The following is a 26819-nucleotide window of genomic DNA, read 5'->3' on the forward strand; positions in this document are numbered from 1 at the left end:
ATGGAGCAAATGATGCAGTTCTCTAAAATGCATGGCCTTGGCAACGATTTTATGGTCGTCGACGCGGTAACGCAGAATGTGTTTTTCTCCCCGGAACTGATCCGTCGCCTGGCGGATCGGCATCTGGGCGTGGGGTTCGATCAGCTGCTGGTGGTTGAGCCACCGTACGATCCCGACCTCGATTTCCACTACCGTATTTTTAACGCGGACGGTAGCGAAGTTAACCAGTGCGGCAACGGCGCGCGCTGTTTTGCCCGCTTTGTCCGCCTGAAAGGGCTGACCAACAAGCGTGATATTCGCGTCAGCACGGCCAATGGCCGCATGGTGCTCAGCGTGACCGATGATGAGCTGGTGCGCGTGAACATGGGCGAGCCTAACTTCGAGCCCTCCGTCGTGCCGTTTCGCGCAAACAAAGCGGAAAAGACCTATATTATGCGTGCGGCCGAGCAGACAGTATTGTGCGGCGTCGTCTCAATGGGTAACCCACACTGCGTGATTCAGGTTGATGATGTGGAAACCGCCGCGGTCGAAACGCTCGGCCCGGTGCTGGAAAGCCATGAACGTTTTCCGGAGCGCGCGAACATCGGCTTTATGCAGGTGGTGAAGCGCGAGCACATTCGCCTGCGGGTTTACGAGCGCGGCGCGGGCGAGACTCAGGCCTGCGGAAGCGGCGCCTGTGCTGCGGTGGCCGTTGGCATCTCTCAGGGGTTACTGGCTGAAGAGGTTCGCGTGGAATTACCGGGCGGTCGGCTTGATATCGCCTGGAAAGGACCGGGTCATCCACTGTATATGACTGGCCCGGCGGCACATGTCTATGACGGGTTTATCCATCTATGAAACAACCAGGGGAAGAACTGCAGGAAACAGTGACGGAACTGGACGACAGAGCTGTTGTTGATTATCTGCTGCGCAATCCTGAGTTTTTTATTCGTAATGCACGCGTCGTCGAAGAGATGCGCGTGCCGCATCCGGTTCGCGGGACCGTGTCGCTGGTCGAATGGCACATGGCGCGCTCGCGCAACCACATCAATCAGCTTGAAGAGAATATGACGCTGCTGATGGAGCAGGCCAGCACCAACGAAAGCCTGTTCTATCGTCTGCTGCACCTGCAGGCGCGTCTGGCGTCGGCGCACAGTCTTGACGAGTTCCTCAGCCGCTTCCACCGCTGGGCTCGTGAGCTTGGGCTGGCGGGCGCGACGATTCGCCTGTTCCCGGACCGCTGGCGCATTGGCGCACCGTCGGGGTTCACCCATCTGGCGCTCAGCCGTCAGGCGTTTGAACCGCTGCGCATTCAGCGTCTGGGCCATGAGCACCACTATCTGGGGCCGCTGAACGGGCCTGAGCTGCTGGTGGTGTTACCGGAAGCCAAAGCGATTGGCTCGGTGGCGATGTCGCTGATGGGGCGCGATGGCGATCTGGGAGTCATGTTATTTACCAGCCGCGATGCGCATCACTATGAGCAGGGGCAAGCCACGCACCTGCTGCAGGAGATCGCCCTGATGCTGCCCGAGCTGCTGGAGCGCTGGATTGAGCGCGTATGATGGACGGACTGCTCGCCACTGACGTCTCGCGCTTTCTGCGCTATCTGGGCGTGGAGCGTCAGCTTAGCCCCATTACCCTGCTTAACTACCAGCGTCAGCTTGATGCCATCATGCAGATCGCCGACGAAATCGGCCTGAAAAGCTGGCAACAATGTGACGCTGCGACGGTACGCGGGTTCGTCGTGCGTAGCCGTAAAAAAAATCTCAGCCCGGCAAGCCTGGCGCTCAGGCTCTCAGCGCTGCGCAGTTTCTTCGACTGGCTGGTCAGCCAGGGGGGCTTAAAAGCCAACCCGGCAAAGGGGATCGCCACGCCGAAAGCGCCGCGCCATCTGCCTAAAAATATCGACGTTGACGACGTAAACCGCCTGCTGGATATCGACCTTAACGATCCGCTCGCCGTGCGCGACCGCGCGATGCTGGAGGTGATGTACGGTGCCGGGCTGCGTCTGTCCGAGCTGGTTAATCTTGATATCAAACACCTCGATCTGGAGTCCGGTGAAGTGTGGGTGATGGGCAAGGGCAGCAAAGAGCGCCGCCTGCCGATTGGCCGCAATGCGGTTTCCTGGATTGAGCACTGGCTTGACCTGCGCGGGCTGTTTGGCAGCGAAGAGGATGCGCTGTTCCTGTCGAAGCTCGGCAAACGGATCTCGGCGCGTAACGTGCAGAAGCGCTTTGCGGAGTGGGGCATTAAGCAGGGGCTGAACAGCCACGTTCATCCGCACAAGCTGCGCCACTCCTTTGCGACACACATGCTTGAGTCGAGCGGCGATCTGCGCGGCGTGCAGGAACTGCTTGGCCACGCGAACCTGTCGACCACACAAATCTATACCCACTTAGACTTCCAACACCTTGCCTCGGTGTATGACGCGGCGCATCCACGCGCCAAACGGGGGAAATAATGCGTTTTTACCGCCCACTTGGTCAGATCTCGGCCCTGACGTTTGACCTTGATGACACCCTTTACGACAACCGCGAGGTGATCCTGCGTACCGAGCAGGAGTCGCTGGCGTTTGTGCAGAACTACCATCCCGCGCTGAAAGCGATACAGAACAAGGACTTTCAGAAGCTGCGTCAGTCCCTGCGGGAGACCGAGCCGGACATTTACCACGACGTGACCGAATGGCGTCGTCGTGCGGTTGAGCAGGCGATGCTTAATGCCGGCCTGAGCGCGCAGGACGCGGCCATCGGTGCCGAAGCGGCCATGGAAAACTTTGCCAAATGGCGCAGTCGTATCGACGTGCCGCAGGAGACCCACGACACGCTGGCGAAGCTTGCCGAAAAGTGGCCGCTGGTGGCCATCACCAACGGCAATGCCCAGCCCGAGCTGTTTGGCCTCAGCGATTACTTTGAATTTGTGCTGCGCGCGGGCCCGCACGGGCGCGCGAAGCCGTTTAATGATATGTACCATCTGGCGGCGGATAAGCTTAACCTGCCGCTGGGTAACATTCTGCACGTGGGGGATGACCTGACCACGGACGTGGCCGGTGCTATTCGCTGCGGGATGCAGGCCTGCTGGATCAAGCCGGAAAATGCGGAGCTGATGACCGCAACCGACAGCCGTCTTCTGCCGCACGTGGAAATTTCACGGTTGGCATCCCTCACGACGCTGATATAATCACCAGTAATATTGTATAAATTACCAGGGGTTTGCAGTTGTAGGCCCGGTAAGCGAAGCGCCACCGGGCGCTTCGCTGTGTTCCTGAATACTATGTGACGGTGCCAATGGACGTTTCTTACCTGCTCGACAGCCTTAATGACAAACAGCGTGACGCGGTTGCCGCCTCGCGCACCAACATGCTGGTGCTGGCTGGGGCGGGCAGTGGTAAGACGCGCGTGCTGGTTCACCGTATCGCCTGGCTGCAGAGCGTGGAGAACTGCTCCCCGTACTCCATCATGGCGGTGACGTTTACCAACAAGGCGGCAGCAGAGATGCGCCACCGTATCGCTCAGCTGATGGGCACCAGCCAGGGCGGCATGTGGGTTGGCACCTTCCACGGCCTGGCGCACCGCCTGCTGCGCGCGCACCATATGGACGCCAACCTGCCGCAGGATTTCCAGATCCTCGACAGCGAAGACCAGCTCCGCTTGCTGAAGCGCCTGATCAAGGCGATGAACCTCGACGAGAAGCAGTGGCCGCCGCGTCAGGCGATGTGGTACATCAACGGCCAGAAGGACGAGGGGCTGCGCCCGCACCACATTCAGAGCTTCGGCAACCCGGTCGAGCAGACCTGGCAGAACGTTTACAAGGCCTATCAGGAAGCGTGCGATCGCGCCGGTCTGGTGGATTTCGCCGAGCTGCTGCTGCGCGCCCACGAGCTGTGGCTCAACAAGCCGCACATCCTGCAGCACTACCGCGAACGCTTCACCAATATCCTGGTGGACGAATTCCAGGATACCAACAACATCCAGTACGCGTGGATCCGCCTGCTGGCCGGTGATACCGGCAAGGTGATGATCGTGGGCGATGATGACCAGTCGATCTACGGCTGGCGCGGGGCGCAGGTAGAAAATATCCAGCGCTTCCTCAACGATTTCCCCGGCGCGGAAACCATCCGTCTGGAGCAGAACTACCGTTCAACCAGCAACATCCTGAGCGCGGCCAACGCCCTGATTGAAAACAACAACGGGCGTCTGGGTAAAAAGCTGTGGACCGACGGCGTCGACGGCGAACCGATTTCGATTTACTGCGCCTTCAACGAGCTCGACGAAGCCCGCTTCGTGGTGAACCGCATCAAAACCTGGCAGGACAACGGCGGCGCGCTGGAGCAGTGCGCCATTCTCTACCGCAGCAACGCCCAGTCGCGCGTGCTGGAAGAGGCGCTGCTGCAGGTGAGCATGCCGTACCGCATTTATGGCGGCATGCGCTTCTTCGAGCGCCAGGAAATCAAAGATGCGCTGTCGTATCTGCGCCTCATTGCGAACCGTAACGACGACGCGGCGTTTGAACGCGTGGTCAATACGCCGACCCGCGGGATTGGCGACCGCACGCTGGACGTTGTGCGTCAGGCCTCGCGCGATCGCCAGCTGACGCTGTGGCAGGCGTGCCGCGAGCTGCTGCAGGAAAAAGCGCTCGCCGGACGTGCCGCCAGCGCATTACAGCGCTTCCTTGAGCTGATTGACGCTCTGGCGCAGGAAACCGCCGACATGCCGCTGCACGTGCAGACCGACCGGGTGATTAAAGACTCCGGCCTGAGAACCATGTACGAGCAGGAGAAAGGCGAGAAGGGCCAGACCCGTATTGAGAACTTAGAGGAACTGGTCACGGCAACGCGCCAGTTCAGCTACAACGAAGAAGACGAAGATCTGATGCCGCTGCAGGCGTTCCTCTCCCACGCCGCGCTGGAAGCGGGTGAAGGGCAGGCGGACACCTGGCAGGATGCGGTTCAACTGATGACCCTGCACTCCGCCAAAGGCCTGGAGTTCCCGCAGGTGTTTATTGTCGGGATGGAAGAGGGGATGTTCCCGAGCCAGATGTCGCTGGATGAAGGCGGACGTCTGGAAGAGGAGCGTCGTCTGGCCTACGTGGGCGTGACGCGCGCGATGCAAAAGCTGACGCTAACCTACGCCGAAACCCGCCGTCTGTACGGCAAAGAGGTTTATCACCGTCCATCGCGCTTTATAGGCGAACTGCCGGAAGAGTGCGTGGAAGAGGTGCGTCTGCGGGCGAGCATCAGCCGTCCGGTCAGCCATCAGCGCATGGGCTCGCCGATTGCGGAAACCGACACCGGCTACAAGCTAGGCCAGCGCGTGCGCCATTCGAAGTTTGGCGAAGGCACCATTGTGAATCTGGAAGGCAGCGGCGAGCACAGCCGTCTGCAGGTGGCGTTCCAGGGGCAGGGGATCAAATGGCTGGTGGCGGCCTATGCGAAGCTGGAAACAGTCTAACATTCAGAAAAATATCATTATTTTGTAATAATCTGCTAGCCTTATACAGCGAAGGTCAATTAATGCCCTTCAGCGTTCCGTTGCGTGTTGACGCCACAGTTATAGCTGGCGTAACATGCGCGCACGATTACGCTAAGAGGACATTCGCCTTGGACACACCCAGTAGATACTGGCTCAATTCCCTGTCATCCAGGAACAACTCCTAAGGCTATCTCCTCTTGCTGATGGCCTTAGTGGTTGTCAGCGACCTGCATTATTCCCGTCGCGCTGAGTCAGGCTGTTTAATGGTCTGAAACCCAATTTGTTTCTGTGTGCCCACCGAACTGTCCGATATTTTTTGCATTGGGAGTCCCGGTCATGTTGAGCGCATTTCAACTCGAAAATAACCGACTGACTCGGCTTGAAGCCGAAGAGTCACAGCCCCTCATTGATGCCGTATGGGTGGATCTGGTCGAGCCGGACGACGATGAACGCCTTCGCGTACAATCTGAACTGGGGCAAAGCCTGGCAACCCGCCCGGAACTGGAAGACATCGAAGCATCCGCGCGTTTTTTTGAAGACGAAGACGGTCTGCATATTCACTCCTTCTTCTTCTTTGAAGATGCGGAAGACCACGCGGGTAACTCCACCGTGGCGTTTACCATTCGCGACGGCCGTCTGTTTACCCTGCGCGAGCGCGAGCTGCCGGCATTCCGCCTCTACCGCATGCGCGCCCGCAGCCAGGCAATGGTGGACGGTAACGCTTACGAGCTGCTGCTCGATCTGTTCGAGACCAAAATTGAACAGCTGGCGGACGAAATTGAAAACATCTACAGCGATCTGGAAAAGCTGAGCCGCGTGATCATGGAAGGCCATCAGGGCGATGAATACGACGAAGCGCTCTCCACGCTGGCGGAGCTGGAAGATATCGGCTGGAAGGTGCGCTTGTGTCTGATGGATACCCAGCGCGCGCTGAACTTCCTGGTGCGCAAGGCGCGTCTGCCGGGCGGTCAGCTGGAGCAGGCGCGTGAGATCTTACGCGATATCGAATCCCTGCTGCCGCACAACGAATCTCTGTTCCAGAAGGTGAACTTCCTGATGCAGGCGGCGATGGGCTTTATCAACATCGAGCAGAACCGCATCATCAAGATCTTCTCGGTGGTGTCCGTGGTGTTCCTGCCGCCGACGCTGGTGGCGTCCAGCTACGGGATGAACTTTGAGTTTATGCCGGAGCTGAAGTGGAGTTTTGGCTACCCGGGGGCGATTATCTTCATGATCCTCGCGGGGCTGGCGCCGTATCTGTACTTTAAGCGCCGGAACTGGCTGTAAAAATCTGGCGGGTGGCGCTTCGCTAACCCGCCCTACGATCGAATTCCCTCTCCCAGTGGGAGAGGGTTAGGGTGAGGGCAACATCACAACCCTTTGCGCACCCTGCGCTGGGTATAAATCGCATCCGCAACAAAGATTGCCAGCGCCACCCAGATAAAGGCGAACGTCACCATCTTATCCGCCCCCGGCACCTCACCGTAGAACACCACCGCCAGCAGGAACATCAGCGTCGGGCCAATGTACTGGAAGAAGCCCAGCGTGGAGAGACGCAGGCGCGTCGCGGCACCGGTGAAGCACAGCAGTGGAATGGTGGTCACCACGCCCGCCGCCATCAGCATCAGGTTCAGCGACCACGGGTTGCTGCCCATATGGCTGGTGGCGCTGTCGGCGATGCCGAAGAGATAAATCGCCGCCACGGGCAGCAGCCACAGGGTTTCAAACAGCATCCCCGTCTGCGCTTCCACCGCAATCTTCTTACGCACCAGGCCGTAGAACGCAAAGCTGAACGCCAGGCCGAGGGCAATAATCGGCAGCGAGCCGAAGGTCCAGAGCTGCACCAGTACGCCGCAGAAGGCCAGAATCACCGCCACCCACTGCATCCGGCGGAAGCGCTCACCGAGGAAAATCATCCCCAGCACGATATTCACCAGCGGGTTAATGAAGTACCCCAGGCTCGCTTCGAGCATGTGATGGTTATTCACCGCCCAGATAAACAGCAGCCAGTTGCCGCCAATCAGCACCGCGGAGAGCGCCAGCAGGAAAATCTTTTTCGGGGTTTGCAGCAGCGTTTTGACGCCCGACCACTGACGGCTGAGGCTCATCAGTGCAATCATAAAGAAGAATGACCAGATAACGCGGTGAGTCAGGATCTCATCGGCCGGAACGTAGGCGATAAGCTTGAAATACGCCGGGGCGATACCCCAAATAAAATAAGCGGCAAGGGCGAGTAAAACGCCCTGCCGCGTCTGTTTAGCATCCATCGGGAAAATCCGTTACAAAAAAGTGAATTAATTTTACCCGATTTTTCCGCCTCAACCCACCATATAAGTGGCGGTTGCGCTGGCGATATACACCTGCTCTTCGTTGTGTAATTCAACGCGCGCCACGGCAACTTTATTTCCCGCGCGCAGCAGGCTGCTGGTACAGGTAAAGCGATTTCCGCGCCCCGGGCGAAGATAGTCGACGCGCAAATCAATGGTGCCCATGCGCGCCAGACGCTGGCGGAGTTCGTCTTCGTTGATGGTGTCATGGCGGGTCAGCGTGCTGCCCACGCAGACCAGACCTGCCGCCACGTCCAGCGCGGAGGCAATCACGCCGCCGTGCAAAATGCTTTGCGCCCAGTTACCCACCATCATCGGCTGGTTGTTGAAGCTCAGCTGGGCAAAATCTTTCTCGTAACGCTCCAGCTCCAGTCCCAGCGCGCGGTTAAACGGCATATGGTAAACAAAAATCTCGCCCACGAGTTTTAACACTTCTTCGGCGGTAAGCATGGCTGACATGAGGCATCACATCCTTATTGTTAACGAAATGTTGATTTTATGCCTCAGCAACAAGGAATTCCACTTTCAGAAACGAGGATGCAGCAGTTGTCGCAGAAGTCTGTAGAATGTTCGCCACATAACTATTCAGCTAATTTTACTCTTTTGCAGGAGAACACCACCGATGCGGACGTATCTGGCCTGGTTACTGGCGGCGGTTGCGCTGCCCCTCACAGCATATGCGCAGGAAGCGACGATCAAAGAGGTGCATGATAAACCTGCCGTTCACGGTAGCATTATCGCGAACCTTCTTCAGGAGCATGACAATCCGTTCACGCTCTATCCGTATGACACCAACTACGTGATTTACACCCAGACCAGCGATCTTAACAAAGAGGCGATAAGCTCCTATAACTGGTCTGATAATGCGCGTAAAGATGAGGTGAAGTTCCAGCTCAGCCTGGCGTTCCCGTTCTGGCGCGGTATTCTGGGGCCGAACTCGGTGCTCGGGGCGTCTTACACGCAGAAATCCTGGTGGCAGCTCTCTAACAGCGGAGAGTCCTCGCCGTTCCGTGAAACCAACTATGAGCCGCAGCTGTTCCTCGGTTTTGCAACGGATTATGAGTTTGCGGGCTGGACGCTTCGTGACGTCGAAGTGGGCTTTAACCACGATTCCAACGGTCGCTCTGATCCTACCTCGCGCAGTTGGAACCGTGCCTATACGCGTCTGATGGCGCAGAACGGTAACTGGATGGTGGAAGTGAAGCCATGGTATGTGGTGGGCGAAACCGATGACAACCCGGATATCACCAAATATATGGGCTACTACCAGCTCAAAGTCGGCTATCAGTTGGGTGATGCCGTGCTCAGCGCCAAAGGCCAGTACAACTGGAACACCGGCTACGGCGGTGCGGAAGTGGGCTTAAGCTATCCAATGACGAAGCATGTCCGTATCTATACGCAGGTGTACAGCGGTTACGGCGAGTCGCTTATCGATTACAACTTCAACCAGACCCGCGTCGGCGTGGGCGTGATGCTGAACGATATTCTCTAGGCTGTTCGAATGTTTTTGCGTTAAACGTTGAAGTTTCTCTCTCAGGCGCTGAAAATAGCGCCTGTTTCATTTCTGGCATATGGGGTTAACGTGGCGCAGGCGGAAGTATTGAATCAGGAGTCGCTGGCTAAACAGGTTTTGCATGAAACCTTTGGCTACCAGCAGTTCCGCCCCGGCCAGGAAACCATCATTGAAACGGTGCTGGAAGGTCGTGATTGCCTGGTGGTGATGCCGACCGGTGGCGGCAAGTCCCTCTGTTATCAGGTGCCCGCGCTGGTGCTTAACGGCCTGACGGTCGTGGTATCCCCCCTTATTTCTCTGATGAAAGACCAGGTTGACCAGCTGCTCGCCAACGGCGTGGCGGCGGCCTGTCTCAACTCGACCCAAACCCGGGAGCAGCAGCAAGAGGTGATGGCCGGTTGTCGTACCGGGCAGATCCGCCTGCTGTATATCGCGCCGGAACGCCTGATGCTGGATAACTTCCTCGATCACCTGGCGCACTGGAACCCGGTCCTGCTGGCGGTGGATGAAGCGCACTGTATTTCCCAGTGGGGGCACGATTTCCGCCCGGAATACGCCGCTCTCGGCCAGCTGCGTCAGCGCTTCCCCGAGCTGCCGTTTATGGCGCTTACCGCCACGGCGGATGACACCACCCGTCTGGACATCGTTCGTCTGCTCGGGCTGAACGACCCCTATATTCAGGTCAGCAGCTTCGACCGCCCTAACATCCGCTATATGCTGATGGAAAAATTCAAGCCGCTGGATCAGCTCCTACGCTACGTCCAGGAGCAGCGCGGCAAGTCCGGCATCATCTACTGTAACAGCCGTGCGAAGGTGGAAGACACCGCCGCGCGTCTGCAAAACCGCGGCTTTAGCGCCGCCGCCTATCACGCCGGATTAGAGAACCACATCCGCGCCGACGTGCAGGAGAAATTCCAGCGTGACGACCTGCAGATCGTGGTCGCAACGGTGGCGTTTGGGATGGGGATCAACAAGCCCAACGTGCGCTTTGTGGTGCACTTCGACATCCCGCGCAATATCGAATCCTACTATCAGGAAACCGGCCGCGCCGGGCGTGACGGTCTGCCTGCGGAAGCGATGCTGTTTTACGATCCGGCCGATATGGCGTGGCTGCGCCGCTGTCTGGAAGAGAAGCCGCAGGGACAGCTGCAGGATATCGAGCGCCACAAGCTCAACGCGATGGGCGCGTTTGCCGAAGCGCAAACCTGCCGCCGTCTGGTACTGCTCAACTACTTTGGTGAAGGCCGCCAGGAGCCGTGCGGCAACTGCGATATCTGCCTCGATCCGCCGAAACAGTACGATGGCCTGATGGACGCGCGTAAAGCGCTCTCGACCATTTACCGTGTGAATCAACGCTTCGGGATGGGCTACGTGGTGGAGGTGCTGCGCGGGGCCAATAACCAGCGTATCCGCGATATGGGCCACGACAAGCTGCCGGTCTACGGTATTGGCAAGGAGCAGAGCCACGAACACTGGGTGAGTATCATTCGCCAGCTGATCCACCTCGGCTTCGCCACGCAGAACATTGCCCAGCACTCCGCCCTGCAGCTGACCGAGGCGGCGCGTCCGGTCCTGCGCGGTGACGTTGAACTCAAGCTCGCCGTGCCGCGCGTCATCGCCCTGAAGCCACGCGTGATGCAGAAATCCTACGGCGGCAACTACGACCGCAAGCTGTTCGCCAAACTGCGCAAGCTGCGTAAGGCCATCGCCGACGAAGAAAACATCCCGCCTTACGTGGTGTTCAACGACGCGACGCTGATTGAGATGGCCGAGCAGATGCCGCTCAGCGCCAGCGAAATGCTCAGCGTCAACGGCGTGGGAACGCGCAAGCTGGAGCGCTTCGGTAAAGAGTTTATGGCGCTCATCCGCTCTCACGCCGACGGTGATGATGAGGAGTAGTCAGCCGGGCGAAAAAGTGCCAGGATGATGACTCACTAAATTATTTCCCCGCGAGCTAATTATGTTAATGCTATTTCTCACCGTGGCGTTAGTGCACATCGTTGCGCTGATGAGCCCCGGCCCGGACTTTTTCTTCGTATCACAAACGGCCGTCAGCCGCTCCCGCAAAGAGGCGATGATGGGCGTGCTCGGTATCACCATGGGCGTTATGGTCTGGGCGGCCGTTGCGCTGCTCGGTCTGAACCTTATCCTGGCGAAGATGGCCTGGCTGCATAACATCATTATGGTCGGCGGCGGGCTGTACCTGTGCTGGATGGGCTACCAGATGCTGCGCGGGGCGTTGAAGAAAGAAGAGAAAAAACCGCAAGAGCCAAAGGTGGAGCTGGCAACGGGCGGCCGCAGCTTTGTAAAAGGGCTGCTGACCAATCTGGCGAACCCAAAAGCGATTATCTATTTCGGCTCGGTGTTCTCGCTGTTTGTCGGCGATAGCGTCGGTGCGGGCGCACGCTGGGGCATCTTCCTGCTGATCGTCGTTGAAACCTTTGCTTGGTTTACCATCGTAGCCAGCCTGTTCGCCTTACCGGCAATGCGCCGCGGCTACCAGCGTATCGCGAAGTGGATTGACGGCTTCGCCGGCGCGCTGTTCGCCGGCTTCGGCATTCATCTCATCATTTCTCGCTAAGCGTGACGCGCTGACGCAAGCAGCGCGCCAACCAGCATAAACAGCGAACCAAAGACTTTATTCAGGGCCTTCATCTGCTTAGGCCCTTTAATCCACGCCGCAATTCGCTGCGCCAGCGTCGCGTAACCAATCATCACGATGATGTCGACGATAATGGTGGTCGCGCCGAGCACCACGTACTGCATCACCTGGGGCTGATGCGGAACGATAAACTGCGGGAACAGCGCGGCGAGGAAAACGATGCTCTTCGGGTTGGTCAGGTTGACGAACACCGCGCGCTTAAACAGATGGCCGCGGTTTTGCGTCTGAGCGAGCGTATTCAGGTTGATGGAGCCTGCCGCGCGCCACTGCTGGATGCCGAGCCAAATCAAATACGCTGCCCCGGCCCATTTCAGCACCTCAAAGGCCAGCACGGAGCGGGAGAACAGGGTCCCCAGACCGATCCCGACCAGCACAATATGAATGCCCAGCCCGGTCTGCAAACCGGCAATCGACGCCGCCGCACCGCGATAGCCGTGGTTGATGGAGGTGGTCATGGTGTTAATGGCACCCGAACCCGGAGAAAGGCTGAGGATAATGGATGTCAGCAGGTAGGCGAACCACCATTCGAAGGTCATTTGAAACTCCCGAACCGTCTATTTTTATGCCACAATACGCTATTATTGAGTCATTTTGTGACCGGTGACGAAAAAAACGATATTCCCTGGATTACGTGAGTGGAAACCCAATGTTTCAGCAGAAAAAGGACTGGGAAACACGAGAAAACGCTTTTGCTGCTTTCTCTATGGGGCCGCTGACCGATTTCTGGCGGCAGCGTGAGGAAGATGAGTTTACGGGCATCGGGGGCGTCCCGGTGCGTTTCGTTCGTTTCCGAAATGAAAAAAATGACCGGGTGATAGTGGTCTGCCCTGGGCGTATTGAAAGCTACGTTAAATATGCCGAGCTGGCCTATGACTTGGTCCATATGGGGTTCGATGTCCTGATCATCGACCATCGTGGACAGGGGCTGTCCGGACGTATGCTGCCGGACACGCACCGTGGGCACGTCGATCGCTTCAGCGATTACGTCGACGATTTTGCCGCGTTCTGGCAGCAGGACGTTCAGCCCGGCCCCTGGCGCAAGCGGTATATTCTTGCGCACTCCATGGGCGGCGCCATTTCGACGCTGTTTTTGCAGCGTTACGCGCACCAGTGCGACGCCATTGCGCTCACCGCGCCGATGTACGGTATCGTGATCCGTTTTCCTGACTGGATGGTGCGCCATCTTCTTGACTGGGCTGAGGGCCATCAGCGCATTCGTGAAGGTTACGCCATTGGCACAGGACGCTGGCGCGCGCTGCCGTTCGCCATCAACGTCTTAACCCACAGCCGGCAGCGTTATCGCCGCAACCTGCGCTTTTATGCCGATGAACCGCGCTTGCGCGTCGGCGGCCCGACCTGGCACTGGGTGCGGGAGGGGATTCTGGCCGGTGAGCAGGTGCTGGCGGGCGTAGGCGATGATGACACGCCGACGCTTCTGATCCAGGCGGAAGAAGAGCGTGTGGTGGATAACCGCATGCATGACCGCTATTGTGAACTGCGCGCTGCAGCCGGTCACCCTTGTGAAGGGGGTAAACCGCTGGTCATTAACGGCGCGTTCCATGAGATCCTTTTTGAAAAGGACGCTATGCGCTCAGTCGCGCTTAACGCCATTGTTGAATTTTTCAACAGGCATAATTGATTCTTGTTTTCCACCAGAGGTTGAAATCCCTATGTACCAGGTTGTTGCATCTGATTTAGATGGCACGCTGCTTTCCCCCGACCACACCCTGTCGCCTTACGCGAAAGAGACCTTAAAACTCCTGACTGCCCGTGGCGTGAACTTTGTGTTCGCCACCGGCCGCCACCACGTGGACGTGGGGCAGATCCGCGATAATCTTGAGATCAAATCGTACATGATCACCTCCAACGGTGCGCGCGTGCATGATACCGACGGCAACCTGATCTTTACCCACAACCTGGATCGCGATATCGCCGCCGATCTGTTCGGCGTGGTGCATAGCAATCCGGCTATCGTTACTAACGTTTACCGCGACGACGACTGGTTCATGAACCGCCACCGCCCGGATGAAATGCGTTTCTTCAAGGAAGCGGTATTCAACTACTCCCTCTACGAACCGGGCCTGCTGGAGCCGGAAGGGATCAGCAAGGTGTTCTTCACCTGTGACAGCCACGAAGAGCTGCTCCCGCTGGAACAGGCGATCAACGCCCGCTGGGGCGATCGCGTCAACGTGAGCTTCTCAACCCTGACCTGTCTGGAAGTAATGGCGGGTGGCGTCTCCAAAGGTCACGCGCTGGAAGCGGTTGCGAAACGTCTCGGCTTCGGGCTGAAAGACTGTATCGCCTTCGGTGACGGCATGAACGACGCCGAGATGCTTTCGATGGCGGGCAAGGGCTGCATCATGCAGAACGCGCACCAGCGCCTGAAGGATCTGCACCCTGAGCTGGAAGTGATTGGTTCTAACGCTGACAACGCGGTACCGAAGTATCTGCGTAAACTGTTCCTTGAATAATCTTCATTCGATTGTTTATTGCTCAGTTGTCAACTAAAGAGTTCGCTACAATGCCTCTCCTTCTTTCTGAGAGACAAGCATTGTGGCGCTACTCATTATCACCACTATCCTGTGGGCCTTCTCCTTTAGCCTGATTGGCGAATACCTTGCCGGTTCGGTCGACAGCTACTTCTCGGTGCTGATGCGCGTGGGGCTGGCGGCGCTGGTATTCCTGCCGTTTCTGCGCACGCGCGGGCAATCGCTGAAAACGATTGTGCTGTATATGCTGGTGGGGGCGATGCAGCTCGGCATCATGTATCTGTTCAGCTTCCGGGCCTACGTCTACCTGTCCGTCTCCGAATTCCTGCTCTTTACCGTGCTGACGCCGCTCTATATCACGCTGATTTACGACCTGCTCAGCAGACGCCGTCTGCGCTGGGGATACCTGCTGAGCGCGGCGCTGGCGGTGATCGGCGCGGCGATTATTCGCTATGACAAAGTCAGCGATCACTTCTGGACCGGGCTGATGTTCGTCCAGCTCGCCAACATCAGCTTCGCCATCGGCATGGTGGGCTACAAACGCCTGATGGAAACCCGTCCGATGCCGCAGCATAACGCGTTTGCCTGGTTCTATATGGGCGCCGCGATTGTCGCGGTGGCGGCGTGGTTTATGCTCGGCAACCCGCAAAAACTGCCGACCACCGCCGTGCAGTGGGGCGTTCTGGTCTGGCTGGGCGTAGTGGCGTCAGGGCTGGGGTACTTCATGTGGAACTACGGCGCTACGCAGGTAGACGCCGGTACGCTGGGGATCATGAACAACGTGCATGTCCCGGCAGGGCTGCTGGTCAACCTCGCCATCTGGCAGCAACAGCCGCACTGGCCGAGCTTCCTTATTGGGGGAGCGGTGATCCTGGCTTCGCTGTGGGTCCATCGCCGATGGGTCGCTCCGCGCTCCGCACAAACGGAAGATGGTCGCACGCGTGGTTCCGCGCTGAGCGAATAAACGCCTCCGTAATCGGCTGACGCTGTTCGCCATCGCGCACGGCGGCGTACAGTCGGCTCCACAATCCTTCACCCAGGGTTTTGGTCTGCACCAGACCCTGGCGTTCAAAACTCTCCACCACCCAGTGCGGCAGCGCCGCGATACCCATTCTGGCCGCCACCATCTGAATCAGCAGCAGGGTGTTGTCCACGCTTTTCAGCTGCGGACTAATGCCTGCCGGCTGCAGGAAGTGGCGCCAGATATCCAGGCGGCTGCGCTGCACCGGATAAATCAGCAGCGTCTCTGTCGCTAGGTCTTCCGGCGTGATGCGCGTTTTGGCGGCCAGCGGGTGGTCCGGCGCCAGCACCAGGCGCACTTCATAATCAAACATCGGCGAATAGTGCAGGCCGCTGCGCGGCAGGATGTCAGAGGTCATGACCAGATCCAGCTCGCCCTGCTGCAGCGACGGCTGCGGGTCAAAGGTCACGCCGGATTTGAAGTCCATCTCCACCTGCGGCCACTTCTGGCGGAAGTTTTCAAGCGCGGGGGTCAGCCACTGAATACAGCTGTGGCACTCAATGGCGATGCGCAGTTTGGTCTGCTGCGGTTCGTTACACGCCTGCAGCGCGCTCGCGATTTGCGGCAGTACCTGATTCGCCAGCTGAAGAAGAATTTCACCCTGCGGCGTAAAGCGTAGCGGCTGGCTCTTACGCACAAAAAGACGGAAGCCGAGGCGTTGTTCCAGATCGCTGAACTGGTGAGAAAGGGCGGACTGGGTCTGGTGCAGCGTGGCCGCAGCCGCCGCGAGCGAACCGCAGTTCCGCAACGCTTGTAGCGTTTTCAGGTGTTTAATCTCGATCATGAAAGTCCTTCACTTCGCCATGAACATATTGCGCTTGAGGAATATACAGTACCTGCCAATTATAGAAGTGTAAACATCTGGACGTCTAAATAACGAATTTCACAAGGGGCACACCATGACAATCCGCAATCACACTCTCGGTTTCCCTCGCGTCGGCCTGCGTCGCGAGCTGAAAAAAGCGCAAGAAAGCTACTGGGCGGGTAATGCCACCCGTGAAGAACTGCTGGCGGTAGGACGCGAGCTGCGCGCCCGCCACTGGGATCAGCAAAAACAGGCGGGCATTGACCTGCTGCCGGTGGGCGATTTCGCCTGGTACGACCATGTTCTGACGACCAGCCTGCTGCTTGGCAACGTGCCGGCTCGTCATCAGAACAAAGATGGATCGGTAGATATCGATACCCTGTTCCGCATCGGCCGTGGCCGCGCGCCGACGGGTGAGCCAGCGGCAGCGGCGGAAATGACCAAGTGGTTTAACACCAACTATCACTATATGGTGCCGGAGTTCGTCAAAGGTCAGCAGTTCAGGCTGGCCTGGACGCAGCTTCTGGACGAAGTGGATGAAGCGCTGGCGCTGGGCCACCAGGTGAAGCCGGTGCTGCTCGGGCCGGTAACGTACCTGTGGCTGGGCAAAGTAAAGGGCGAGCCGTTTGACCGACTCAGCCTGCTGAAGGATATTCTGCCGGTCTACAAACAGGTGCTGAGTGAGCTGGGCAAACGCGGCATTCAGTGGGTGCAAATCGACGAACCGGCGCTGGTGCTTGAGCTGCCGCAGGATTGGCTCGATGCCTTAAAACCGGCGTATGACGCGCTCACCGGTCAGGTAAAACTCCTGCTGACGACCTATTTTGAAGGCGTGACGCCGAACCTGAAGACCATTACCGCGCTGCCGGTTCAGGGCCTGCACGTTGACCTCGTACACGGTAAAGATGATGTGGCGGAGCTGCACAAGCGTTTGCCAGCGGACTGGCTGCTCTCCGCTGGTCTGATCAACGGCCGTAACGTCTGGCGCGCCGATCTCACCGAGAAATACGCGCAAATCAAAGACATCGTCGGCAAACGTGAGCTGTGGGTGGCCTCGTCCTGTTCGCTGCTGCACAGCCCGATCGATCTGAACGTAGAGACCCGTCTGGATGCCGAGGTGAAAAGCTGGTTTGCCTTCGCCCTGCAAAAATGTGAAGAGCTGACGCTGCTGCGCGACGCGCTGAACAGCGGCGACACGGCGGCGATTACCGAATGGAGCGCCCCGATCCAGGCGCGTCGTCACTCGGCGCGCGTGCACAACCCGGCGGTGGAAAAACGCCTGGCGGCCATCACCGCCCGGGACAGCCAGCGGCAGAGCCCTTACGAGGTGCGCGCCGAAGCGCAGCGCGCCCGCTTTAATCTGCCCGCGTGGCCGACCACCACAATTGGCTCTTTCCCGCAAACTACGGAGATACGCGGCCTGCGTCTGGACTTCAAGAAGGGCAATCTGGATGCGAATCACTATCGCACCGGCATCGCCGAACACATCAAGCAGGCGATTATCGAGCAGGAACGCCTGGGGCTGGACGTGCTGGTGCACGGCGAGGCCGAGCGTAACGACATGGTGGAATATTTTGGTGAGCACCTGGACGGCTTTGTCTTTACCCAGAACGGCTGGGTGCAGAGCTACGGCTCACGCTGCGTGAAGCCGCCGGTGGTTATCGGTGACGTCAGCCGCCCGGAAGCGATCACCGTGGAGTGGGCGAAGTATGCCCAGTCCCTGACCGACAAGCCGGTAAAAGGGATGCTCACCGGTCCGGTGACCATTCTCTGCTGGTCGTTCCCGCGTGAAGACGTGACTCGTGAAACCATTGCCAAACAGATCGCCCTGGCGCTGCGTGATGAGGTGGCGGATCTGGAAGCGGCAGGCATTGGCATTATTCAGATTGACGAACCGGCCCTGCGCGAAGGCTTGCCGCTGCGCCGCAGCGACTGGGATGCCTACCTGCAGTGGGGCGTGGAGGCGTTCCGCATCAGCGCCGCGGTGGCGAAGGACGACACCCAGATCCACACCCACATGTGTTACTGCGAATTCAACGACATCATGGATTCGATTGCCGCGCTGGATGCCGACGTGATCACCATCGAGACCTCGCGTTCAGACATGGAGCTGCTGGAGTCGTTTGAAGAGTTCGACTACCCAAATGAAATCGGGCCGGGCGTGTATGACATTCACTCCCCGAACGTGCCGAGCGTGGAGTGGATTGAAGCCCTGCTGAAAAAAGCGGCCCAGCGCATTCCGGCAGAGCGCCTGTGGGTGAACCCGGACTGCGGACTGAAAACCCGCGGCTGGCCGGAGACGCGCGCGGCGCTGGCGAACATGGTGAAGGCGGCGCAAAACTTGCGTCAGGCTTGATGATGCGTAGGCCCGGTAAGGCATAGCCGCCACCGGGCTTTTTTTATTACGCTTTCTTACCGCCGTACTGGCTAAACCACGCCAGCATTCTTTGCCAGCCATCTTTGGCTGATTCTGCGTGATAGCTCGGACGATAATCGGCGTTAAACGCGTGCCCGGCATCCGGATACACCACGATCTCCGCCTTCGCATTGGCCGCACGGAGCGCATGGCGCATAGTCTCTACCGAATCCAGCGAAATACCGGTGTCCTGACCGCCGTAAAGCCCTAACACGGGGGCGTTTAGCTCCGTGGCGATATCGACGGGATGTTTCGGTGAATTCAGCGTTTTCTCACCCACCAGTTTGCCGTACCAGGCGACAGCGGCTTTGAGCTGCGGGTTATGCGCGGCATACAGCCAGCTAATGCGTCCACCCCAGCAGAAACCCGTGACCAGCAGACGATGCGGATCGCCGCCGTTGCGCGTCGCCCAGCTGGCGACGTGGTCGAGATCGGCCAGCACCTGCGCGTCCGGGACTTTACTGACCAGGTTGCTGAGCAGTGTTGGAATATCGCTGTAGTCGTTCGGATCGCCCTGACGGAAGTAGAGCTCTGGCGCAACCGCCAGATACCCTTCCAGCGCCAGCCGGCGGCAGAGGTCGCGAATATGTTCGTGAACACCAAATATCTCCTGAATCACAATCACGATGGGCAGCGGACCGTCTGCCGATTTTGGCCGTGCGTGATAAGCAGGCATATTCTCCCCCTGCGAGGGAATGGAGGTCTCGCCCGCGGTAATTGCCGCTTCTGGCGTCGACACGATGGTTGAAGCATGTGGGGCCGCAGCAGGTGCAAAACCGGTTTTTTCAGTCATGGCATTCTCCGTACCAATGAGTTAGCGCAAAGGTAAATATAGACACCAGGTTAACAACTCACAGTGCCTTAAACGGTCTATCTTTTGTGCAGCACCTGGCGTTATAACTTGTTAATGTGATGTGAATCACTTTTTTATGGAAATTCAATGTAATCATTTTCATTCATGGTGAGGTGTGTCACGAAAATATGCTTACTGCTTCTGTAAAGTACCGTTTTACTTCTTCTGACTAACCGACCCACAGAGGAGTCACCTATGTCTAAGTCTGATGTTTTTCATCTCGGCCTCACCAAAAACGATTTACAAGGGGCTACGCTCGCTATCGTCCCTGGCGATCCTGAGCGTGTGGAAAAGATCGCCGCGCTGATGGATAAGCCGGTCAAGCTGGCTGCCCATCGTGAGTTCACCACCTGGCGCGCAGAGCTGGATGGCAAAGCGGTGATCGTGTGCTCTACCGGTATCGGTGGTCCGTCTACCTCTATTGCTGTTGAAGAGCTGGCGCAGCTGGGCATTCGTACTTTCCTGCGTATCGGTACCACCGGCGCTATCCAGCCGCACATCAACGTCGGAGACGTGCTGGTCACGACCGCGTCCGTTCGTCTGGACGGCGCAAGCCTGCATTTTGCTCCGATGGAGTTCCCGGCAGTGGCTGATTTCGAATGCACCACCGCGCTGGTTGAAGCCGCGAAATCCGTGGGCGCAACCACCCACGTGGGCGTCACCGCCTCTTCCGACACCTTCTACCCGGGCCAGGAGCGTTACGACACCTTCTCAGGCCGCGTGGTTAGCCGTTTCAAAGGCTCAATGGAAGAGTGGCAGTCCATGGGCGTGATGAACTACGAAATGGAATCCGCAACGCTGCTGACCATGTGCGCAAGCCAGGGTCTGCGTGCCGGTATGGTGGCGGGCGTTATCGTCAACCGTACCCAGCAGGAGATCCCGAACGCCGAAACCATGAAGCAGACCGAAAGTCATGCAGTGAAAATCGTGGTGGAAGCAGCGCGTCGCCTGATCTGATCCTCTCTTCTGTAATCAAAGGCCGACGCGTTCGGCCTTTATTTTTTGCGTAGCGCCTCGCAGGAAAACCCTTTCAAACTGGACGTTTATACAGCACAATTCTATTTTGTGCGGGTAATACGTTGATGCAGGGGGCATTGTGGATATCTCGATCCTGATTTACGCGGTGATTGCGCTGGTGGGCTTAGGGATTGGCTGGCTGATTTCCAGCTACCAGCATGCGCAGCAGAAGGCCGACCAGCTGGCCGAGCGAGAAGAGATGGTCGCCGATTTAAGCGCGGCAAAACAGCAGCTTGCTTTGAGCGAACACTGGCGCGACGAGTGCGAACTGCTCAACAACGAGCTGCGTAACCTGCGAGACATTAACACCTCGCTGGAGGCCGATCTCCGCGAAGTCACTACCCGCCTTGAATCCACCCAGCTGCATGCGGAAGACAAAATCCGCCAGATGATCAACAGCGAGCAGCGCCTCAGCGAACAGTTTGAGAACCTCGCCAACCGAATTTTTGAGCACAGCAACCGCCGCGTTGACGAACAGAACCGCCAGAGCCTGAACAGCCTGCTGACGCCGCTGCGCGAACAGCTGGATGGTTTTCGCCGTCAGGTGCAGGACAGCTTTGGTCAGGAAGCCCGCGAGCGGCACACGCTGGCGCATGAGATTCGCAATCTTCAGCAGCTGAATGCGCAAATGGCGCAGGAAGCGGTCAACCTGACCCGCGCGCTGAAAGGGGATAACAAAACCCAGGGCAACTGGGGAGAAGTGGTGCTGACCCGCGTGCTTGAGGCCTCTGGTCTGCGCGAAGGATACGAGTACGAAACGCAGGTGAGTATCGAAAACGATGCCCGCTCGCGTATGCAGCCGGATGTCATCGTGCGGCTGCCGCAGGGTAAAGATGTGGTGATTGACGCCAAAATGACGTTGGTGGCGTATGAACGCTACTTTAATGCGGACGATGACTACACCCGCGAGTCTGCGCTGCAGGAGCACATTGCCTCCGTGCGTAATCATATTCGCCTGCTTGGCAGAAAAGACTACCAGCAGCTGCCGGGTCTGCGCTCGCTGGACTATGTCCTGATGTTCATCCCGGTAGAACCCGCGTTCCTGCTGGCACTCGACAGACAGCCTGAACTTATCACCGAAGCGCTCAAAAATAACATTATGCTGGTCAGCCCCACCACGCTGCTGGTGGCGTTACGCACCATTGCGAACCTGTGGCGCTATGAGCACCAGAGCCGCAACGCGCAGCAGATTGCCGATCGCGCCAGCAAGCTGTACGACAAAATGCGCCTCTTCGTGGACGACATGTCTTCAGTCGGGCAGAGCCTGGATCGTGCGCAGGATAACTACCGCCAGGCGATGAAAAAACTCGCCTCCGGACGCGGCAATCTGCTGGCACAGGCTGAATCATTCCGCAGCCTGGGGGTTGAGGTTAAACGCGAGATTAATCCGGAATTGGTCGAACAGGCCACCGCCCAGGACGACGAATTTCGCCTGCGAGAAGGTTCGGATGAACAAAATACAAACAGTGAAGACAACACGTTAGCGGCGGATTTGTCACCAGACGAGACTCCAGCGCGTTTCATTCGCGGTGGTTGAAACGTAGGGCAAACGCGCCCAATCTGTTACACTTCACGAACATTTTACTGATAAGCAGGCTCTGAGATGGCTGACGATTCACAAGACACAACGCACTTTGGCTTTCAGACTGTCGCCAAAGCGCAGAAAGCTGACATGGTGGCCCACGTATTTCATTCCGTGGCGGCGAAGTACGATGTGATGAATGACCTGATGTCGTTCGGCATTCATCGCTTGTGGAAGCGCTTCACCATTGACTGCAGCGGCGTACGTCGTGGACAAACGGTGCTGGATTTAGCCGGTGGCACGGGCGATTTAACCGCGAAATTCTCCCGTCTGGTGGGCGAAACCGGTCGCGTAGTTCTCGCCGATATTAATGACTCCATGCTGAAAATGGGACGCGAAAAGCTGCGTAACATCGGCGTGGTGGGGAATGTGGAGTATGTACAGGCAAATGCCGAAGCGCTGCCATTCCCGGACAATACCTTTGACTGCATCACGATCTCTTTCGGTCTGCGTAACGTGACCGATAAAGAAAAAGCGCTGCGCTCCATGTACCGCGTGCTGAAGCCGGGTGGACGTCTGCTGGTGCTCGAGTTCTCTAAACCGATCATTGAGCCGCTGAGCAAAGCCTACGACGCCTATTCCTTCCACGTGCTGCCGCGTATTGGTGAGCTGGTGGCTAACGACGCTGAAAGCTACCGCTATCTGGCGGAATCTATCCGTATGCACCCGGATCAGGACACATTAAAAGCCATGATGCAGGACGCGGAATTTGAGAACGTTGAATATTTCAACCTGACGGCCGGTGTCGTCGCGCTGCATCGCGGTTACAAATTCTGAGTGGAGGTGTCCCGTGCCCTTTAAACCCTTAGTCTCCGCAGGCATCGAGAATGTACTGAACGCTTTTCTGTATCGCGCCCCTGCGCTGAAAGCTGCACGTCAGCGACTTAACGGAAAGGTATTACGCATTGTTTTAAAAGAGTTCTCGACGCCGCTTGTGCTGGTATTCAGCGAACGCCAGCTTGACGTTCTGGGGGCGTGGGAAGGTGAAGCCGACTGCTCGGTCATCACGCACATGAGCGTGCTGCCAAAACTGCGCGATCGCCAGCAGTTAACGGCGCTTATCCGCAGCGGTGAGCTGGAAGTGGAGGGCGACATTCAGGTCGTGCAGAACTTCGTTGCGCTCACCGATCTGGCGGAGTTCGACCCGGCAGAGCTGCTCGCGCCTTTTATCGGCGACATTGCCGCCGAAGGCATCGGGAAAGTTCTTCATGGCGGCGCCTCCTTTGCGCGTAAAAGCCTTCAGCGTCAGCAACGCTATGCGGCGGAAGTGCTGACTGAGGAGTGGCGAATGGCGCCCGGGCCACTGGAAGTTGCATGGTTTGCGGAAGAGACCGCTGCTGTTGAGCGTGCGGTTGATGCGTTAACCAAACGGCTGGAAAAACTGGAGGGCAAATGACGCCTGGTGAAATTCGGCGCCTCTATTTTATTATTCGCACCTTTTTGAGCTACGGGCTCGACGAGCTTATCCCCAAAATGCGTATCACGCTGCCGCTTCGTATCTGGCGGCGGATGCTCTTCTGGATGCCCAATCGCCATAAAGGTCAACCGCTGGGTGAGCGTCTGCGCCTCGCGCTGCAGGAGCTCGGCCCGGTTTGGATTAAATTCGGGCAGATGCTGTCGACCCGCCGCGATCTTTTCCCGCCTCTGATTGCCGATGAGCTCGCGATGCTGCAGGATCGCGTCGCACCGTTTGACGGCGCGCGCGCGAAAAAGCAAATTGAAGAGGCGATGGGAAATGTCCCCGTCGAGACCTGGTTTGACGATTTCGATATTAAGCCACTGGCATCGGCCTCTATCGCGCAGGTGCACACCGCGCGTCTGAAAGAAAACGGCAAAGAAGTCGTTATTAAAGTCATTCGTCCGGACATCCTGCCAGTCATCAAAGCGGACATGAAGCTGATTTATCGGCTGGCGCGCTGGGTGCCACGCTTGCTGCCGGACGGGCGCCGCCTTCGTCCACTGGAAGTGGTGCGGGAATATGAAAAAACGCTGATTGATGAGCTTAACCTGCTGCGTGAATCGGCGAATGCCATTCAGCTGCGTCGCAACTTTGAAAACAGCCCGATGCTCTATGTACCTGAAGTCTATTCTGACTACTGCAGCCAGAACATGATGGTGATGGAACGTATCTACGGTATTCCGGTTTCGGATGTGGTCGCCCTGGAGAAACAGGGAACGAACATGAAGCTCCTGGCTGAACGAGGCGTACAGGTCTTCTTTACCCAGGTGTTCCGCGACAGCTTTTTCCATGCGGACATGCATCCGGGCAATATCTTCGTGAGCTACGAACATCCTGAGGATCCGAAGTATATCGGTATCGACTGCGGGATTGTGGGGTCGCTGAACAAAGAAGATAAACGGTATCTGGCTGAGAACTTCATCGCGTTTTTCAACCGCGACTACCGTAAGGTGGCCGAGCTGCACGTCGATTCCGGCTGGGTGCCGCCGGACACCAACGTCGAAGAGTTCGAGTTCGCGATCCGGACCGTTTGTGAACCTATTTTTGAAAAACCGCTGGCGGAAATTTCCTTTGGGCACGTGCTGTTAAACCTGTTCAACACGGCTCGTCGTTTTAATATGGAAGTTCAGCCACAGCTTGTTTTACTTCAGAAAACATTACTTTACGTTGAGGGTGTAGGCCGACAGCTCTATCCTCAGTTAGACTTGTGGAAGACCGCGAAACCTTTCCTTGAATCCTGGATTAAGGATCAGGTTGGCATTCCGGCGCTGGTGCGCTCGCTGAAAGAGAAAGGCCCGTTCTGGATAGAAAAAATGCCTGAAATTCCTGAACTGGTTTATGACAGTTTGCGTCAGAGCAAGAACCTTCAGCACAGCATGGATAAAATCGCCCGCGAACTTCAGTCCAGCCGTGTTCGCCAGGGACAGTCACGCTATCTCTTTGGGATTGGCGCAACGCTGCTGCTGAGCGGTACGCTGCTGCTGATCAACCGTCCGGACTGGCAGATGATGCCCGCCTGGCTGATGGCTGGCGGAGTGGTAGTCTGGCTAACAGGCTGGCGAAAAACGCGCTGAGCGTGCGTCGCTATCGACGGGTCGCATACGTATAATGCGGCCTGACTCTTTAATCATCTATCCCTGAGGAACATGTATGGGTGGTATCAGTATCTGGCAATTGTTGATCATTGCCGTCATCGTCGTGCTGCTGTTTGGCACCAAAAAGCTCGGTTCTATTGGTTCCGATCTGGGCGCGTCTATCAAAGGCTTCAAGAAAGCGATGAGCGATGATGAGAGCAAGCAGGATAAAACCAGCCAGGACGCTGACTTTACTGCTAAATCCATCGCCGACAAGCAAGAAGAAGCCAAAAAGGAAGACGCTAAACGCCACGATAAAGAGCAGGTGTAAGTCGTGTTCGACATTGGTTTTAGTGAGCTCCTGCTGGTCTTTGTGATTGGCTTGATTGTGCTGGGACCGCAGCGTCTGCCGGTGGCAGTGAAAACCGTTGCGGGCTGGGTTCGTGCGCTGAGATCTCTGGCATCGACCGTTCAGAATGAACTGGCGCAGGAGCTTAAGCTGCAGGAATTTCAGGAAAGCCTGAAAAAGGTCGAGAAGGCGAGCATGGATAACCTGACGCCGGAACTGAAAGCGTCAATGGATGAGCTGCGCGAAGCGGCGGAATCGATGAAGCGCTCCTATAGCGTTAACGATCCTGAAAAAGCGAGCGATGAAGCGAACACCATCCATAACCCGGTGGTGAAGGGCAGCGAGGAGCAGCGCGAGGGCGTAACACCTGCCAGCGCTGAACATCAGGCTGCCGCGCCAGAACAGACGCCTCAGGAAACCGAAGTGAAAAAACAGGCGCAGCCGGAAGAGCCGGTAGCAAAAACGGCGGAAGTGAAGCCCGCTGCGTCCGTTTCCGAATCATCCCCCTCGTCGAGTGATAAAGCGTAAACATGGCAGTAGATGATACTCAACCGCTGATTACGCACCTCATTGAGCTGCGTAAGCGCCTGTTAAACTGCATTATTGCGGTTTTACTCATATTCCTGTGCCTGGTCTATTTTGCCAACGATATCTATCAGGTGGTCTCTGCGCCGCTGATCAAGCAGATGCCGCTGGGCGCAACGATGATTGCAACAGACGTTGCTTCGCCGTTCTTTACCCCCATCAAGCTGACCTTCTGGGTGTCGTTGATTGCTTCTGCACCTGTCATTCTTTACCAGGTGTGGGCGTTTGTGGCGCCCGCGCTGTATAAGCATGAACGCAAGCTGGTGATCCCGCTGCTGGTGTCCAGCTCGCTGCTGTTCTATATCGGCATGGCGTTTGCCTATTTCGTTGTCTTCCCGCTGGCCTTCGGCTTCCTGACGCATACCGCGCCGGAAGGGGTCCAGGTGTCGACGGATATCGCCAGCTACCTCAGCTTTGTGATGGCGCTGTTTATGGCGTTTGGCGTGGCATTCGAAGTGCCGGTGGCTATTGTGCTGCTCTGCTGGGTAGGAGTAACGACCCCGGATGACCTGCGTAAGAAGCGTCCGTATATCCTTGTGGGCGCATTTGTTGTCGGCATGCTGCTGACACCGCCGGATGTGTTCTCGCAGACGCTGCTGGCCATACCGATGTACTGTCTGTTTGAGGTCGGCGTTTTCTTCTCGCGTTTCTACGTGGGTAAAGGACGTCGAGCGGATGACGAAGACGATACGTCCGACAAGACCACTGAAGAGTAAAACC

At 57.4% G+C, this 26819-nt stretch carries 27 protein-coding genes; 22 read left to right on the forward strand and 5 right to left on the reverse strand.

Going from position 1 to position 26819, the window contains the following annotated elements; genetic code table 11:
- Positions 1 to 12 precede the first annotated feature (12 nt).
- The 7 genes from dapF (at position 13) to corA (ending at position 6734) form a co-directional block, all read left to right on the forward strand.
- Positions 13 to 837, forward strand: a complete 825-nt coding sequence (dapF, locus tag ACERY3_RS23655) for a diaminopimelate epimerase (protein WP_008501545.1) — start codon at positions 13 to 15, stop codon at positions 835 to 837.
- Positions 834 to 1541, forward strand: coding sequence for a DUF484 domain-containing protein (locus ACERY3_RS23660; RefSeq protein ID WP_023309626.1), 708 nt, complete (start codon positions 834 to 836; stop codon positions 1539 to 1541). The genes dapF and ACERY3_RS23660 overlap by 4 nt, the downstream gene beginning before the upstream one ends.
- Positions 1538 to 2440 (forward strand): tyrosine recombinase XerC, encoded by a 903-nt coding sequence (gene xerC / locus ACERY3_RS23665; protein WP_033146901.1) that lies wholly within the window; start codon positions 1538 to 1540, stop codon positions 2438 to 2440. The genes ACERY3_RS23660 and xerC overlap by 4 nt, the downstream gene beginning before the upstream one ends.
- Positions 2440 to 3156 carry a 5-amino-6-(5-phospho-D-ribitylamino)uracil phosphatase YigB gene (yigB, locus tag ACERY3_RS23670; RefSeq protein ID WP_033146900.1) on the forward strand — a complete coding sequence of 239 codons (717 nt, stop codon included), beginning with the start codon at positions 2440 to 2442 and terminating at the stop codon, positions 3154 to 3156. The genes xerC and yigB overlap by 1 nt, the downstream gene beginning before the upstream one ends.
- 107 nt (positions 3157 to 3263) lie before the next feature.
- Positions 3264 to 5426 carry a DNA helicase II gene (gene uvrD / locus ACERY3_RS23675; RefSeq protein ID WP_033146899.1) on the forward strand — a complete coding sequence of 721 codons (2163 nt, stop codon included), beginning with the start codon at positions 3264 to 3266 and terminating at the stop codon, positions 5424 to 5426.
- Positions 5427 to 5575: 149 nt separating this feature from the next.
- The gene (gene ysgD, locus ACERY3_RS23680; RefSeq protein WP_212743980.1) at positions 5576 to 5632 is read left to right on the forward strand and encodes a YsgD/CorL family protein; all 57 of its coding nucleotides are present in this window, start codon (positions 5576 to 5578) and stop codon (positions 5630 to 5632) included.
- Positions 5633 to 5783: 151 nt separating this feature from the next.
- Positions 5784 to 6734, forward strand: a complete 951-nt coding sequence (gene corA / locus ACERY3_RS23685; protein WP_008501540.1) for a magnesium/cobalt transporter CorA — start codon at positions 5784 to 5786, stop codon at positions 6732 to 6734.
- An 83-nt stretch (positions 6735 to 6817) separates the two neighbouring features.
- Here corA and rarD read toward each other — a convergent pair whose 3' ends face one another.
- On the reverse strand, positions 6818 to 7714 hold the full coding sequence (gene rarD, locus ACERY3_RS23690; RefSeq protein ID WP_023309622.1) for an EamA family transporter RarD: 897 nt from the start codon (positions 7712 to 7714) through the stop codon (positions 6818 to 6820).
- Positions 7715 to 7765: 51 nt separating this feature from the next.
- The gene (gene yigI / locus ACERY3_RS23695) at positions 7766 to 8233 is read right to left on the reverse strand and encodes an acyl-CoA thioesterase YigI (RefSeq protein ID WP_008501538.1); all 468 of its coding nucleotides are present in this window, start codon (positions 8231 to 8233) and stop codon (positions 7766 to 7768) included.
- Positions 8234 to 8396: 163 nt separating this feature from the next.
- Between yigI and pldA the strand changes: the two genes are divergently transcribed.
- The 3 genes from pldA to rhtC all read left to right on the forward strand — a co-directional run bounded on the left by pldA (position 8397) and on the right by rhtC (position 11868).
- Positions 8397 to 9266, forward strand: a complete 870-nt coding sequence (gene pldA, locus ACERY3_RS23700; protein ID WP_023333803.1) for a phospholipase A — start codon at positions 8397 to 8399, stop codon at positions 9264 to 9266.
- Positions 9267 to 9356: 90 nt separating this feature from the next.
- The gene (gene recQ / locus ACERY3_RS23705; RefSeq protein ID WP_029741834.1) at positions 9357 to 11186 is read left to right on the forward strand and encodes an ATP-dependent DNA helicase RecQ; all 1830 of its coding nucleotides are present in this window, start codon (positions 9357 to 9359) and stop codon (positions 11184 to 11186) included.
- Positions 11187 to 11247: 61 nt separating this feature from the next.
- Positions 11248 to 11868: a threonine export protein RhtC gene (gene rhtC, locus ACERY3_RS23710; RefSeq protein ID WP_025757538.1), complete on the forward strand. Its 621-nt coding sequence runs from the start codon at positions 11248 to 11250 to the stop codon at positions 11866 to 11868.
- Here the strand turns inward: rhtC and rhtB are convergent.
- Positions 11865 to 12485 carry a homoserine/homoserine lactone efflux protein gene (gene rhtB / locus ACERY3_RS23715; protein ID WP_008501533.1) on the reverse strand — a complete coding sequence of 207 codons (621 nt, stop codon included), beginning with the start codon at positions 12483 to 12485 and terminating at the stop codon, positions 11865 to 11867. The two genes, rhtC and rhtB, sit on opposite strands and share 4 nt — an antisense overlap.
- A gap of 110 nt (positions 12486 to 12595) precedes the next feature.
- Here rhtB and pldB point away from each other — a divergent pair, with 110 nt between their 5' ends.
- From pldB to ACERY3_RS23730, 3 genes are all read left to right on the forward strand, one after another.
- A complete protein-coding gene (gene pldB / locus ACERY3_RS23720) occupies positions 12596 to 13588 on the forward strand; it encodes a lysophospholipase L2 (RefSeq protein WP_033146896.1) in 993 nt (330 codons plus the stop codon).
- 31 nt (positions 13589 to 13619) lie between these two features.
- A complete protein-coding gene (gene yigL, locus ACERY3_RS23725) occupies positions 13620 to 14420 on the forward strand; it encodes a sugar/pyridoxal phosphate phosphatase YigL (protein ID WP_047652228.1) in 801 nt (266 codons plus the stop codon).
- Between the two features lie 82 nt (positions 14421 to 14502).
- Positions 14503 to 15402 (forward strand): carboxylate/amino acid/amine transporter, encoded by a 900-nt coding sequence (locus tag ACERY3_RS23730; protein ID WP_058841033.1) that lies wholly within the window; start codon positions 14503 to 14505, stop codon positions 15400 to 15402.
- Here ACERY3_RS23730 and metR read toward each other — a convergent pair.
- Positions 15290 to 16243, reverse strand: a complete 954-nt coding sequence (metR, locus tag ACERY3_RS23735) for an HTH-type transcriptional regulator MetR (protein WP_023309616.1) — start codon at positions 16241 to 16243, stop codon at positions 15290 to 15292. The genes ACERY3_RS23730 and metR overlap by 113 nt on opposite strands.
- Positions 16244 to 16358: 115 nt before the next feature.
- Between metR and metE the strand changes: the two genes are divergently transcribed.
- Positions 16359 to 18620, forward strand: a complete 2262-nt coding sequence (gene metE / locus ACERY3_RS23740) for a 5-methyltetrahydropteroyltriglutamate--homocysteine S-methyltransferase (protein WP_047059127.1) — start codon at positions 16359 to 16361, stop codon at positions 18618 to 18620.
- Positions 18621 to 18666: 46 nt separating this feature from the next.
- Here the strand turns inward: metE and ACERY3_RS23745 are convergent, their stop codons facing one another.
- Positions 18667 to 19473 (reverse strand): dienelactone hydrolase family protein, encoded by an 807-nt coding sequence (locus ACERY3_RS23745; RefSeq protein ID WP_058841034.1) that lies wholly within the window; start codon positions 19471 to 19473, stop codon positions 18667 to 18669.
- 255 nt (positions 19474 to 19728) lie between these two features.
- Here ACERY3_RS23745 and udp point away from each other — a divergent pair, with 255 nt between their 5' ends.
- From udp to tatC, 8 genes are all read left to right on the forward strand, one after another.
- Positions 19729 to 20490 (forward strand): uridine phosphorylase, encoded by a 762-nt coding sequence (udp, locus tag ACERY3_RS23750; protein ID WP_003860792.1) that lies wholly within the window; start codon positions 19729 to 19731, stop codon positions 20488 to 20490.
- A 139-nt stretch (positions 20491 to 20629) separates the two neighbouring features.
- Positions 20630 to 22087 carry a DNA recombination protein RmuC gene (rmuC, locus tag ACERY3_RS23755; protein WP_058841035.1) on the forward strand — a complete coding sequence of 486 codons (1458 nt, stop codon included), beginning with the start codon at positions 20630 to 20632 and terminating at the stop codon, positions 22085 to 22087.
- Between the two features lie 66 nt (positions 22088 to 22153).
- Entirely contained in the window at positions 22154 to 22909 is a 756-nt protein-coding gene (gene ubiE / locus ACERY3_RS23760) for a bifunctional demethylmenaquinone methyltransferase/2-methoxy-6-polyprenyl-1,4-benzoquinol methylase UbiE (protein ID WP_023309612.1), read from the forward strand.
- Positions 22910 to 22922: 13 nt separating this feature from the next.
- A complete protein-coding gene (gene ubiJ, locus ACERY3_RS23765; protein WP_032644779.1) occupies positions 22923 to 23528 on the forward strand; it encodes a ubiquinone biosynthesis protein UbiJ in 606 nt (201 codons plus the stop codon).
- The gene (gene ubiB, locus ACERY3_RS23770) at positions 23525 to 25165 is read left to right on the forward strand and encodes a ubiquinone biosynthesis regulatory protein kinase UbiB (RefSeq protein WP_213730194.1); all 1641 of its coding nucleotides are present in this window, start codon (positions 23525 to 23527) and stop codon (positions 25163 to 25165) included. The genes ubiJ and ubiB overlap by 4 nt, the downstream gene beginning before the upstream one ends.
- Positions 25166 to 25241: 76 nt before the next feature.
- The gene (gene tatA / locus ACERY3_RS23775; protein ID WP_024908000.1) at positions 25242 to 25496 is read left to right on the forward strand and encodes a Sec-independent protein translocase subunit TatA; all 255 of its coding nucleotides are present in this window, start codon (positions 25242 to 25244) and stop codon (positions 25494 to 25496) included.
- 3 nt (positions 25497 to 25499) lie between these two features.
- Entirely contained in the window at positions 25500 to 26042 is a 543-nt protein-coding gene (gene tatB / locus ACERY3_RS23780; protein WP_047059130.1) for a Sec-independent protein translocase protein TatB, read from the forward strand.
- Between the two features lie 2 nt (positions 26043 to 26044).
- Positions 26045 to 26815: a Sec-independent protein translocase subunit TatC gene (gene tatC, locus ACERY3_RS23785; protein ID WP_023309607.1), complete on the forward strand. Its 771-nt coding sequence runs from the start codon at positions 26045 to 26047 to the stop codon at positions 26813 to 26815.
- The last annotated feature ends 4 nt before the right edge of the window (positions 26816 to 26819 follow it).

This window comes from Enterobacter cloacae complex sp. ESBL7 (assembly GCF_041679625.1).
Lineage (GTDB): Bacteria > Pseudomonadota > Gammaproteobacteria > Enterobacterales > Enterobacteriaceae > Enterobacter > Enterobacter asburiae_B.